General features: G+C 70.4%; 10 protein-coding genes. 5 read left to right on the forward strand and 5 right to left on the reverse strand.

The window, feature by feature from the left end; translation table 11 throughout:
* Positions 1-34: 34 nt before the first annotated feature.
* Positions 35-3277 (forward strand): FAD-binding and (Fe-S)-binding domain-containing protein, encoded by a 3243-nt coding sequence (locus AB0I12_RS22980; RefSeq protein ID WP_359933163.1) that lies wholly within the window; start codon positions 35-37, stop codon positions 3275-3277.
* 34 nt (positions 3278-3311) lie between these two features.
* On the opposite strand, the gene AB0I12_RS22985 is transcribed toward AB0I12_RS22980, so the two are convergent.
* Complete coding sequence (locus AB0I12_RS22985) at positions 3312-4151, reverse strand: LysR family transcriptional regulator (RefSeq protein ID WP_359933165.1); 840 nt, start codon at positions 4149-4151, stop codon at positions 3312-3314.
* A 93-nt stretch (positions 4152-4244) separates the two neighbouring features.
* Between AB0I12_RS22985 and AB0I12_RS22990 the strand changes: the two genes are divergently transcribed.
* Positions 4245-4982, forward strand: coding sequence for an SDR family oxidoreductase (locus AB0I12_RS22990; RefSeq protein ID WP_359933167.1), 738 nt, complete (start codon positions 4245-4247; stop codon positions 4980-4982).
* A 13-nt stretch (positions 4983-4995) separates the two neighbouring features.
* Here AB0I12_RS22990 and AB0I12_RS22995 read toward each other — a convergent pair whose 3' ends face one another.
* Genes AB0I12_RS22995 through AB0I12_RS23005 form a run of 3 tightly spaced genes read right to left on the reverse strand, consistent with a single transcriptional unit; the run spans position 4996 to position 8116 of the window.
* On the reverse strand, positions 4996-6204 hold the full coding sequence (locus AB0I12_RS22995) for a PLP-dependent aminotransferase family protein (protein ID WP_359933169.1): 1209 nt from the start codon (positions 6202-6204) through the stop codon (positions 4996-4998).
* A gap of 5 nt (positions 6205-6209) precedes the next feature.
* A complete protein-coding gene (locus AB0I12_RS23000; protein WP_359933171.1) occupies positions 6210-7364 on the reverse strand; it encodes a M24 family metallopeptidase in 1155 nt (384 codons plus the stop codon).
* Positions 7361-8116 (reverse strand): Asp/Glu racemase, encoded by a 756-nt coding sequence (locus AB0I12_RS23005; protein ID WP_359933173.1) that lies wholly within the window; start codon positions 8114-8116, stop codon positions 7361-7363. The genes AB0I12_RS23000 and AB0I12_RS23005 overlap by 4 nt, the downstream gene beginning before the upstream one ends.
* Before the next feature lie 67 nt (positions 8117-8183).
* Here AB0I12_RS23005 and AB0I12_RS23010 point away from each other — a divergent pair, with 67 nt between their 5' ends.
* From AB0I12_RS23010 to AB0I12_RS23020, 3 genes are read left to right on the forward strand one after another with little or no spacing between them, the layout of a single operon-like run.
* On the forward strand, positions 8184-9176 hold the full coding sequence (locus tag AB0I12_RS23010; RefSeq protein ID WP_359933175.1) for a D-2-hydroxyacid dehydrogenase: 993 nt from the start codon (positions 8184-8186) through the stop codon (positions 9174-9176).
* Entirely contained in the window at positions 9173-10558 is a 1386-nt protein-coding gene (locus AB0I12_RS23015; RefSeq protein WP_359933177.1) for an amidase, read from the forward strand. The genes AB0I12_RS23010 and AB0I12_RS23015 overlap by 4 nt, the downstream gene beginning before the upstream one ends.
* Positions 10555-11046 (forward strand): DUF3830 family protein, encoded by a 492-nt coding sequence (locus AB0I12_RS23020; RefSeq protein ID WP_359933179.1) that lies wholly within the window; start codon positions 10555-10557, stop codon positions 11044-11046. The genes AB0I12_RS23015 and AB0I12_RS23020 overlap by 4 nt, the downstream gene beginning before the upstream one ends.
* On the opposite strand, the gene AB0I12_RS23025 is transcribed toward AB0I12_RS23020, so the two are convergent.
* Positions 11033-11845: a MerR family transcriptional regulator gene (locus tag AB0I12_RS23025; protein WP_359933181.1), complete on the reverse strand. Its 813-nt coding sequence runs from the start codon at positions 11843-11845 to the stop codon at positions 11033-11035. The genes AB0I12_RS23020 and AB0I12_RS23025 overlap by 14 nt on opposite strands.
* Positions 11846-11851: the final 6 nt, after the last annotated feature.

The following is an 11851-nucleotide window of genomic DNA, read 5'->3' on the forward strand; positions in this document are numbered from 1 at the left end:
GCTGGTCGAACGACCGAAAGGTAGATTGTCGACAATGTTAACCCCAGAGCGCTCCGGCGCCGGATCTGCGGCGTACGACGCCGCGCGGCTGGTCGCGACGTTGCGCCGGGAGCTCCGGGGCGAGGTCGGCGACGACCGGCGGACGCGCGCGCTGTACGCGACGGACGGGTCGAACTACCGCGCGGTGCCGGACCTGGTCGTCGTACCCGCCGATGCCGAGGACCTGGCGGCGGCTGTCTCGCTGACCGCAGCCGCCGGCGCGCCGGTCGTGCTGCGGGGCGGGGGTACGTCGATGGCGGGCAACGCGATCGGCGTCGGGGCCAGGGGCGGCGTCGGGGTCGGTGGTGACCGGGTCGGTCGTGACGTGGCCGGCGGGGTCGGAGTCGGCGGGGTCGAGGTCGGTGGCGTCGTGATCGACGCGTCCAGGCATGTGCGCCGGATCCTCGGCATCGACGCCGCCGCGCGGACGGCGGTCGTCGAGCCGGGCGTCGTACTGACGGATCTGCTGGCGGCCGCGCGGCCGTATGGGCTGGCGTTCGGCGCGGACCCTTCGTCGGCGAGCCGGGCCACTCTCGGCGGCATGATCGCGAACAACGCGTGCGGCGCCCACTCGGTTGCCTGGGGTACGACTGCCGACAATCTGCAATCGCTCGACGTCGTCCTCGCCGACGGAACCCGTCTGACCCTCGACGCACCCGGTGACGGATCGGGCGGGGCGGCCGATCCCGGGCAGGATCGGCGTGCCGAGTTGGCCCGTCGGCCGGGGCGTGAAGGGGAGTTGCATCGGGCTCTGCAGGACTTCGCCGGCCGGAACGAGTTGCTGATCCGCCGCCGGTTCGGGCAGTTCACCCGGCAGATCTCCGGGTACGCGCTGCACCGTCTGCTGCCGGAGTACGGCTACAACGTGGCCGGTCTGCTGGCCGGAAGTGAGGGCGGTCTCGCCGCGACCCTCCGCGCCACCGTCCGGCTCGTGGAGTTGCCCAAGGCAAAGGTTCTGTGCGTGCTCGGGTTCGCCGACTCGATCACGTCGGCGGACTGCGTACCGGTTGTCCTGCGGCACGCGCCGCTCACGATGGAGTCGATCAACAACGAGCTTGTCGACAGGTTGCCGACCGAGGTGCGGGACGCGGCAGTCCACGCCGGGCTTCCGGCCGGTAACGCCTGGCTCCTGGTCGAGATCGGCGGCGAGGACGAGACGGCGGCCGCCGCCGCTGCCCGTGCGATGCTCGACGAACTGCGGGATTCCGGCGCGACGGCGTCGCTGGTGACCGATCCGCGGGCACAGGCAGTGCTGTGGCGGTGCCGTACGGACGCCGCGGGCCTGGCGACGCGGCGCGCGGACGGAGCCGAGGCGTGGGGCGGTTGGGAGGACGCCGCCGTACCGCCGGAGCGTTTGGGCGCCTACCTGCGCGGCCTCGACGAGTTGCTCGGGCGGCACGGTCTGTCCGGCGCGTCGTACGGGCATTTCGGCGAGGGCTGCATGCACATGCGGATCGACTTCGATCTGTTGAGCGCACGGGGCATCGCGACGTACCGGGAGTTCGTCGAGCAGGCCGCGGACCTGGTGGTCGGGCTGGGCGGCTCGGTGTCCGGCGAGCACGGTGACGGGCGGGCGCGCGGCGAACTGCTGAGCAAGATGTACGGCGCCGACGGGGTCGCGCTGTTCGGCGAGCTGAAGCGGATCTGGGATCCGGCGGCCGTGCTGAACCCGGGCGCGATCGTCGACCCGCCGCCGCTCGACCTCGCGATCCGGCACGACGGGCCGGCCAAGGATCGTAGATTGCCGACAATCTTCGACTACCCGGACGACGGGCACGACTTCGCGCAGGCGCAGCGGCGGTGCGTGGGGATCGGGAAGTGCCGGCAGACGTCCGGCAGCGTGATGTGCCCGAGCTACCAGGTCACGCGCGAGGAGTTGCACTCGACGCGTGGGCGTGCGCACCTGCTGTGGGAGATGCTGCAGGGCGACCTGATCACCGACGGGTGGCGATCGGCCGAGGTACGCGACGGGCTGGATCTCTGCCTGTCGTGCAAGGGATGTCTGTCGGACTGCCCGGTGAACGTCGACATGGCGACGTACAAGGCCGAGTTCACCCACCACCACTACGCGCGCCGCCCGTGGGCCCGCCCGCTGTCGCACTGGTCGATGGGCTGGCTGCCGCTGTGGTCACGCCTCGCGTCCCACGCCCCAGCCCTGGCAAACCGCTTCGCCCGCCTACCCCTGACCAAGCGCCTCGGAGGCATCGCCGCCGAACGCCAGGTCCCACCGTTCGCCCCGGAAACCTTCACCCACTGGTTCACCCACCAAGCCACCCAGCAGGAGCGCGCCCGACCGGAGGGTGCGGGTCCGGAGGGTGCGGGGCCAGCAGGAGCGGGGCCGGAGGGTGCGGGGCCAGGAGGAGCGGGGCCGGAGGGTGCGGGGCCGGAGGGTGCGGGGCCAGCAGGAGCGGGGCCAGCAGGAGCGGGGCCGGGGAGCGCCGGGCTGGAGGGTGCGGGACCGGAAGGTACGGGGCTGGCGGGGTTAGCGGGCGCGTGGGATGCGAGTGTGGAGCCCGGGAGTGCGGGGCGGGTTGTGTTGTGGCCGGATACGTTTACCAACTACCTTGCGCCGGAGATCGGGCGGGCCGCGGTGGCTGTGCTGGAAGCGGCCGGGTTCGAGGTTGTGGTGCCGGCGAAGCCGGTGTGTTGCGGCCTCACTTGGATCTCGACCGGTCAGCTCACCCGAGCGCGCCGTGTCCTCACCCGCTCCCTCGGCGTACTCGCGCCGCATCTCGAGGCCGGCACCCCGATCGTCGGTCTCGAGCCCAGCTGTACGGCGGCCTTCCGCCACGACGCGCCTGCTCTGCTTGTCGACAATCCTCTCGCCGCATCGGCGGCCGCGAACATCCGCACGTTCTCGGAGCTCCTCGTCGAATCCGGCTGGCATCCGCCGCAGGTCGGCGGAGCGGCGTTCGTCCAACCGCACTGTCACCAGCACGCTGTCCTCGGCTTCGATGCCGACCGCAAACTGATGGCGGCGGCCGGTATCGAGGCCGGTCTCGCGGAGCCGGGCTGCTGCGGTCTCGCCGGCAACTTCGGCTTCGAGCGCGACCACTACGACGTCTCCAAGGCCGTAGGCGAACGCACGCTGCTTCCCGCCGTACGATCGTTGCCCGAGACAACCGCTGTGCTGGCCGACGGCTTCAGCTGCCGGACCCAGATCGCCCAGGCGACCCCACGGACCCCCTCACACCTCGCACAGGTTCTCGCCGAGGCGCTCCCACCGCGCCCGAGCTAGGTGTTGCCGGCTATGACCTCGTGACGCCGGTCGGCTAGAGGCGTGTCGCGGTGTGGACGAGGTCGGCAACGACTGCGGATCTGCTGTGTGGTGGCCAGGCGATCACGGTCGTGACGGCCGGTGCGTCCGGCACCGGCACGACGGCGTAGTCGTCGCCCAGTTGGTCTCCGAGCGACTCGGGCGCGACGACGCACGCCAGCCCGAGCGCGACCAGTTGGAACAGTTGGGTCTGGTCGCGGATCTGCGGGCCCGGGCCGTCCGGATAGGTGCCATCCCCTTGAGGCCAGCGCGGCAGGGGCAGGTCCGTCTGGGCGTTGATCTCGGCCAATGACAGATGCGCCCGGTCGGCGAGGGGATGACCCGCGGGCAGGACCACCACCTGTTGTTCGGTGTGCAGATCCTCGGTGTCGAATCCGGCTGTCGTGTCGTACGGCCGATGGAGCAGGGCAACGTCGGCACGCCCGGTGCGCAGCAGACTCTCCGGCTCGCCGGGCCCGCACAGCACCACCTCGACGGCGACGGCGCCCGGTTCAGCGGCGTAGGCGTCCAGGAGCTTCGACAACAGTTCCGTGGACGCTCCGGCCTTGGCCGCCAGCACCACACCCGGCTGGTCGGCCGCGGCGCGGCGGGTGCGCCGCTCGGCGGCTTCGACCGCGTCGAGTGCGGTCCGGGCCTCCCGCAGCAGCACCGACCCGGCCTCGGTCAAGGCGATGGTGCGAGCAGTGCGGTGCAGCAGAACGACGCCGAGCCGCCGTTCCAGTTGCTGGATCGCCCGCGACAGCGGTGGTTGCGCCATCGCGAGTCGTTGTGCCGCCCGCCCGAAGTGCAACTCCTCGGCGACAGCGACGAAGTATCGCAACTCCCGCGTCTCCACCGACCGATCGTATCCGGCGCTGACTACGACCAATACCCGTGCGGTATCGCCGACCACCCGACCGGTCTTGGACGCCCCGGCCGGGTCCGCACCATGATCGACGGCATGAGTGAACGGACAGTCGCGCTGGTGACCGGCGCGAACAAGGGCATCGGATACGAGATCGCCGCAGGCCTGGGCGCCCTCGGCTGGCGAATCGGTGTGGGCGCGAGGGATCGGCAACGCCGCGAGACCGCGGTGGAGAAGCTGCGCGCGGCCGGGACAGATGCCTTTGCCGTGCCGCTCGACGTCACCGACGACGCGAGTGTGGGCGCTGCGGCCGAGTTGATCGCCGGCCAGGCCGGGGGGCTCGATGTCCTGGTCAACAATGCGGCGATCACCGGCCGCCTGCCACAGACACCGACCACGGTCGAGCCCGCGACCGTGCGAGCCGTCGTGGAAACCAACGTGATCGGCGTCATCCGGGTCACCAACGCGATGCTGCCGATGCTGCGCGGCTCGGCATCACCGCGAATTGTCAACATGTCCAGCAGCGTCGGCTCGCTCGCCCTGCAAACCGCACCCGACGTCGACATGGGCCCGGTTCCCGCCGGCTATCTGGCCTCGAAGACCTTCCTCAACGCCCTCACCATCCAATACGCGAAGGAACTGGGTGACACCAGCATCCTGATCAACTCCGGCTGCCCCGGCTTCACCGCCACCGACCTCAACGGCTTCCGCGGCGTCCGCACGCCACAGCAGGGCGCGGCCATCGCGATTCACCTCGCGACCCTGCCCGACGACGGACCGACCGGTGGATTCTTCGACGACGCCGGAACAGTCCCCTGGTAACCACACCGCGAAACTAGGTCGTCATCAGCTTGTCGGTGGCGCGGCGGAGGCGGGCGACGCCTTCGTGGATCCGGTCGGGGTCGGTCGACGCGAAACAGAGCCGGAAAGCGTTTCGGAAACGACCGGTGGGCGAGAACGCCGGTCCGGGGATGAAGGCGACGCCTTCGGCGAGTGCGACCTCGAACAGTTCCTCGGTGTCGACGCCGTTCTCCAGCGTCACCCAGAGAAAGAAACCGCCTTCCGGATCCGTCCAGTGCGCGATGTCGCCGAAGTGTTCCGTCAGCGCGGCATGCATCGCTTCCTTGCGCCGCTTGTACTCGCGGCGCTGCCGGACCAGGTGTTCCTCGAGATGCCCGCCGGTCAGGAATCCGGTCAGCAGCCGCTGCGCCGGGAGGTTCGTGCAGGTGTCCATTGCCTGCTTCGCGTTGATCAGCAGCGGCTGAAGTTCGGGATCCGTGTCCACCCAGCCGACGCGCAGACCGGGCGCGACGATCTTCGAGAACGTCCGTACGGCGAACACCAGCGGATCGCCCGCGCCGAGCTCCCGCAGGGTGGGCAGGGGATCGCCGGCGAACCGGAGCAGACCGTACGGGTCGTCGTCGATCACCATCGACCCCCACTCGCGGGCCAGCTCCAGCAGACGCTGCCGCCGGTGGAGCGACAGTGTCGCGCCGGACGGGTTCTGGAACGTCGGGATCGTGTAGATGGCCTTCGGCGTTCGCCCGTCGAGCAGTCGCGGTAGATCGTCGACAATCATGCCGTCGTCGTCGACCGGTACCTCGAGCAGCTCCGCGCCGTACGAGAGCGCCGTCGCGCTGCCATTGGTGTACGTCGGTGACTCGACGACGACCAGGTCGCCCGGGTCGACGAAGATCTTGCAGAACAGGTCGAGGCCCTGCATGCCGCCGGCCGTGACGGTGAGCCGATCGGCGGTGGTCTGGTCGCTGGTCCCGCGCAGCATCTCCAGCAGCGCCGCGTGCAGCGGCGGGTCGCCCTCGGTCGCCGCATAGTCGAAGGCGGCGGGACGGCTCAGCTCCTCGGCCGCGATCGCGGACAGGATCCGCGCCGGGACGGCCTCCGCCGCGGGCGATCCCATCGCGAACCGCACGATGTCGTGGGTCTGCTTGTGCAGGAGCGACGTACTCGAGTCGATCACCGAACCCACCAGACCGGTGGCGCGGGCGGCGTACGGGAGCGCTGAGGGTGCTGGGCGTGCTGACAAGGGGGCTACCTCCTGATGGTCAGTTCGTGCGACAGGCCGGTCAGTCGTTCCACTCCGTCGGCGCTGACCACGACGGGTTCGGACAGTTCGTAGCCCCACCCGTCCATCCACATTCCGAGGATGACGTGGAACGCCATTCCCGCGGTCAGCACGGTGGTCTCCCCGGAGCGCAGGCTGACGGTGCGTTCGCCCCAGTCCGGCGGGTACCCGATACCGATCGAGTACCCGATCCGCGACTCCTTCACCAGACCGTGCGCCGCGATCACCGCGTTGAACGCGGCGTGCACCGCGCTGCCGGTGACGCCTGGCCGGATTGTCGACAACGTCGCCTGCATGCCGTCGGCAACGATCTTCGCGGTCTCGCGGAGCCGTCGCGGCGGGTCGCCGAGCATCACGGTGCGGGCGAGCGGCGCGTGGTACCGGCCGTGGACGCCGGCCAGTTCGACCGTGGTGGCCTGATTGTCGACGAATGGACGATCGCTCCAGGTCAGGTGCGGCGTCCCGGCGGCGTCGCCGGTCGGCAGCATCGGCACGATGGCCGGATAGTCGCCCCCGTGCTCCCGTGTTCCGGTCGCCTGCGCGGCGAGAATCTCGGCGGCGACGTCGCACTGCCGCCGGCCGGGCCGGAGCCGGTCGAGCGCGACCCGCATCGCCTGCTCCGCGATCGCGCCGGCGATCCGGAGGTGGTCCAGTTCGTGCGGCGACTTGACCAGCCGGACCCAGTTCACCAGCTCGGCCGAGTCGACCAGCCTGCGGCCGGGCAGGCCGTTGCTGAGAGCAAGGTAGCCGCGGGCGGTGAAGTAGTGCGCATCGCTCTCGACGGCGACGTCCGCACCGGCTGGGATCAGCTCGTGGCAGATGTTCGCGATCCAGTCGTACGGATGGACGTCCGGCCGGTGCACCAGCACCTCGGGATACCCATGGATCTGGTCGGCGCGCAGGTTGGAGGTGTACGACGCACCCGCCGCATCCATCGCCCGCGCGAAGAACTGCACGTCACCGTCGGCCGGGACGAGCAGGCACTGCGGCGTGTAGAACGACCAGGCGTCGTAGCCGGTGAGGTAGAAGAGGTTCGCGGGATCGCTGACAACGAGCGCACCGAGGCCGCGCTCCGCCAGGACCGTGCGAACCCGGGTCAGCCGGGCGGCGTATTCGCTCATCGGATTGTCAACAATCGTTGTCCCGGACCGACTCCTTCGTGGCCGGCGAGTTCGAGCGCCGACCACATCGTGACCTGGTTCGCGGTCAGCACCGGCTTGCCGAGCGTGGCCTCCAGCCCGGCGATCACGTCGTACGTCGGCAGGTTGGTGCAGCTGATGAAGATCGCCTCGACCGCGTCGCTGTCGACGCTGCGGACCAGCTCGACCGTCGTCTCGTAGGGGACCGCCCAGATCTGCGCGATCAGCCCGAGCCCGGCGGTCGCGACCACCTCGACCCCGGCCTGGGCGAGGAACGCGCTCAGGCCCGCGGTCAGGTCGTTGGTGTACGGCGTGACCGTCGCGATCCGGTTGACCCGGAGCCGGCGCAGTGCGAGGAGCAGCGCGCCGCTGGTGGTCACCGCAGCTGGCGCCCCCGCGCCGACCATCGCGTCCACGAGGGCGAGTTCACCGGTCAGTCCGCCTACGAAGCTGCCGAACGTGCAGGCGTACGCGACTACGAGCGGACCGACCGGCAGGACGTCGTACGTCGTCCGCGCGATCAGCTCCGGATCCGAGATGTGCACGGCCATCTCGACCGTGGCGGCCATCGGTGCGTACGGCGTGCGCGTGACGTGCAGCGTGACGTCGTCGGGCACCCAGCGCCACAGCTCGCGGTCGAGCGCGAAGTCGTACGGCGCGATGACGCCGATCCCGGTCTGCAGCAGTGGCGGCACCGCCGCCGGCAGCGGGTGGGTGGAGGGACGCGTGCTCATGCCAGTCAGTGTGCGGCGCGAGGCAGATTGTTGACAATCCTACTAGCGAGTTCCTAGCCTCGATCACGTGCCAGCCCTCCCGCCAGCAAGCACCGAGCGCCCCGTGGTCGCGGTGCTCTGTGAGCGCGCGACCGACCGGCCGCCGGGGCTGGACGGTCTGCCGGTCGACTTCCGGTACTGCGCCGCGGACGGGCTGGCCGCCGCGGTTCGGGGTGCGCGCGCCTTGATGCTCTGGGACTTCTTCTCGACGGCGGTCCGGGACGTCTGGGCGGAGGCCGACGCGCTCGAATGGATCCATGTGACCGCGGCCGGTGTGGACACGTTGCTCTTCGACGAACTGCGCGACTCCGCGGTCGTGGTCACGAACGCACATGGCGTGTTCGACCGGCCGATCGCCGAATACGTGCTGGGCGCGGTGATCGCGCACGCCAAGGACAGCCTCCGCAGCTTCGACCTGCAGCGCGAGCGGCGCTGGCAGCACCGCGAGACCCGGAGCGTGCTGGGCGCGAAGGCGCTGGTCGTGGGGACCGGTGCGATCGGGCGGGAGACGGCCCGGCTGCTGCGCGCGGCCGGTCTGGAGGTCCGGGGTGCCGGCCGGGTTGCGCGAGGGGGCGACCCGGACTTCGGCACGATCGTTGCCAGCAGCAACCTGTCGGCCGAGGCCGGCTGGGCCGACCATCTCGTGATCGCGGCGCCGTTGACCGCGGCGACCCGCGGGCTCGTCGACGCCGCTGTCCTCGCCGCGCTGCGGCCGGGAGCGCACCTGGTGAACATTGCCCGCGGTCCGATTGTCGACGAAACGGCACTGCTCGCCGCTGTCGGCAGTGGACGGATCGCCGCAACGCTCGACGTGTTCGACACCGAGCCGCTGCCGCCGGACCATCCGCTCTGGGACGCGCCGAACGTCACGGTCACCGCGCACATGTCGGGCGACGTCGTCGGCTGGCGCGACACCCTGGCGGCGCAGTTCGCGACCAATGTGCGGCGCTGGCTGGCCGGCGAACCGCTCCTGAACATTGTCGACAAGAAGCTTGGCTACGTTCCGACGGGAGATCGATGACCGAGGCAACCGAGCTGGTCGAGGGCTACCGGACCGGCGCACTGTCGCCCGTCGAGGCGACGCAGCAGGCGCTGGACGCGATCGAGCGGTACGACGACCAGGTCAACGCCTTCGTCCTGGTCGACGCCGAAGGCGCGCTCGCCGCCGCGAAGGAATCGGAGACCCGCTGGCACGCCGGAACCCCGCTCGGACCCGGCGACGGTGTGCCGACGTCCATCAAGGACGCATTGTGGACAAAAGGCTGGCCGACACTGCGTGGCAGCACGATGATCGACCCGGCCGGGCCGTGGGACGAGGACGCGCCGTCCGTCGCCCGGCTGCGCGAGACGGGCGCAGTCATCCTCGGCAAGACGACCACACCGGAGTACTCGTGGAAGGGCGTCACCGACTCGTGCACCTACGGCGCGACCGGCAACCCGTGGGATCCGGCGAGGACGTCGGGCGGCTCGAGCGGCGGCTCGGCGACTGCGGTCGGCCTCGGGATGGGCGTGTGGTCGCTCGGCACCGACGGCGGCGGATCGGTCCGGATCCCGGCCGCGTTCACGGGAACGGTCGCGCTGAAACCGACGTACGGGCTGATCCCGCTGTTCCCGCCGAGCGCGTTCGGGACGTTGTCGCACGCCGGGCCGATGACCCGGACCGTACGCGATGCGGCTGCCCTGCTCGACGTGGTCGCCGGGTTCGACCCGCGCGACTGGTCCGCGATGCCGACACCGGCCCGGTCCTTCCTGGACGGCCTCGACGACGGCGTGGCCGGTCTGCGGATCGGTTTCTCGTCCGATCTTGGTTTTGTTGACAATCATCCGGAGGTCGACGCGCTGGTCCGCGCCGCGGTCGGCGTGCTCGCGGAGCTCGGCGCCGAGGTGACGGAGGTGGATCCCGGGTTCGCGGATCCGATCGACGCGTTCAACGTGCTCTGGTGGTCCGGTGCCGCGAAGGTGCTGTCGGCGTACGCGGTCGACGATCGCGTCGACCCGGGGCTGCGCCGGGTCGCCGCGCAGGGGTCGGCCTTCTCGGCGTCGGACTTCCTCGACGCGACCAACGTCCGGATGGAACTCGGGACGCTGATGGGCCGCTTCCACCAGCAGTACGACGTGCTCGTGACGCCGACGCTGCCGATCACCGCGTTCCCGGTCGGCCAGGACGTGCCGGACGGGTCGTCGTCGCCGGACTGGACCGACTGGACGCCGTACACGTATCCGTTCAACCTCACCCAACAGCCGGCGCTGAGCGTGCCGTGCGGCTTCACGAGCGACGGTCTGCCCGTGGGGCTGCAGGTCGTCGGACCGCGGCATGCCGACGCGCTGACGTTGCGGGTCGGCCAGGCGTATCAGGCCGCGACCGACTGGCACCGCCGGACCCCGACCTTGGAGAGACGATGAAGCACATCACGGTCAGCCTGGACAAGCGCGGCGTGAGCTGCGTGGCGAAGCTGCTCGACGACGTGGCGCCCCGGACCTGCGCGGCGGTCTGGGATGCGCTGCCGCTGTCGGCGCCGGTGTTCCACGGAAAATACGCGCGGAACGAGATCTACACGCTGGTTCCGGCGTTCGCGCCCGATCCGGGCAAGGAGAACACCACCGTCACGCCGATCCCCGGGGACCTGTGCTGGTTCTCGTTCGACTCCGACGACCTGGGAAATCCCGCCTACGGGTACGAGAACACGACCGGCACCGGTACGACCGGCGCGATCGTCGACCTCGCCGTGTTCTACGGCCGGAACAACCTGCTGATCAACGGCGACCAGGGATGGGTGCCGGGAAACGTTTTCGGCGCGATCACCGAGAACCTCGACGAGTTCGCCGCCGCCTGCCAGGACCTGTGGATGGGCGGCGCCCGCGGGGAGACGCTGTCGTTCAGCCGCTTGTGAGGGGCTGCTGCAGTTCGGTGACCCAGTCGTCCGGGTTCTCCGGGGTGTCGAGGTAGAGCTCGCGGGCCGGCTCGGCGGCGCGCCGGCCGTTGTCGTCGAGCCAGCGCGCCAGCGCCTGCCAGGACGGCAGCACCTGATCGATCGGTCCGCGGTGCACGAGCGTCGCTGCCTGCGTTGCCGGCAGGTCTATCACCTCGAGGCCGTTGAGGTTGCCGCCGGCATCGACCGCGGCTGGGACTGTCGCACGTACGTCGACCTCGTCCTCGGAGCTTTGCGCGTACAGACAGGTCAGCCGGCCGGCGGGGCGGACGTCTACATCCGGCAGTCTCCGACCGAGTTCCGCGCAGAGGGGATGGACCACGGGAGTGATGTCGTCGGGCGTGAAGCTCGCCGCCGTCGCGGTCAGGCCGACGAGTCGTACAGCGGGCAGTTCCTTGACCACGACGTCCGCGGTCGGAACGTCGCTCTCGAGACCGCGCAGGCGCGACTCGACCTGCGCGAGCTGGGCCTGGCTCTCGGCGAGCGTGGTCTCCAGTTGTGCGCGTCGCATGGTGAGCATCGTGCGGAGCTCGGACAGGCTGAGATTGTCGGCAATCATCGTGTTGACCTGGTCGAGGGAGAAGCCGAGGTCCTTGAGTGCGACGATCCGGTTCAGGTCGGCGAGCTGGGCGGCGGTGTAGCTGCGGTAGCCGGTGGCGGGGTCGACGTAGGCGGGGCGCAGCAGGCCGATGGCGTCGTAATGCCGCAGCATCCGAATCGACACCCGGCCGTGGCGGGCGAATTCACCGATCGCGAACATGACGGC

Origin of the sequence: Kribbella sp. NPDC050459 (assembly GCF_040655315.1) — a bacterium.
Taxonomy (GTDB): domain Bacteria; phylum Actinomycetota; class Actinomycetes; order Propionibacteriales; family Kribbellaceae; genus Kribbella.

What these genes read in the sequence shown, in the direction of transcription:
- AB0I12_RS22980 (WP_359933163.1), top strand. Translation starts at nt 35, where the DNA reads ATGTTAACCCCAGAGCGCTCCGGCGCCGGATCTGCGGCGTACGACGCC.
- AB0I12_RS22990 (WP_359933167.1), top strand. Translation starts at nt 4,245, where the DNA reads ATGATCGACGGCATGAGTGAACGGACAGTCGCGCTGGTGACCGGCGCG.
- AB0I12_RS23000 (WP_359933171.1), bottom strand. Translation starts at nt 7,364, where the DNA reads ATGAGCGAATACGCCGCCCGGCTGACCCGGGTTCGCACGGTCCTGGCG.
- AB0I12_RS23005 (WP_359933173.1), bottom strand. Translation starts at nt 8,116, where the DNA reads ATGAGCACGCGTCCCTCCACCCACCCGCTGCCGGCGGCGGTGCCGCCA.
- AB0I12_RS23015 (WP_359933177.1), top strand. Translation starts at nt 9,173, where the DNA reads ATGACCGAGGCAACCGAGCTGGTCGAGGGCTACCGGACCGGCGCACTG.
- AB0I12_RS23020 (WP_359933179.1), top strand. Translation starts at nt 10,555, where the DNA reads ATGAAGCACATCACGGTCAGCCTGGACAAGCGCGGCGTGAGCTGCGTG.
- AB0I12_RS23025 (WP_359933181.1), bottom strand. Translation starts at nt 11,845, where the DNA reads ATGTTCGCGATCGGTGAATTCGCCCGCCACGGCCGGGTGTCGATTCGG.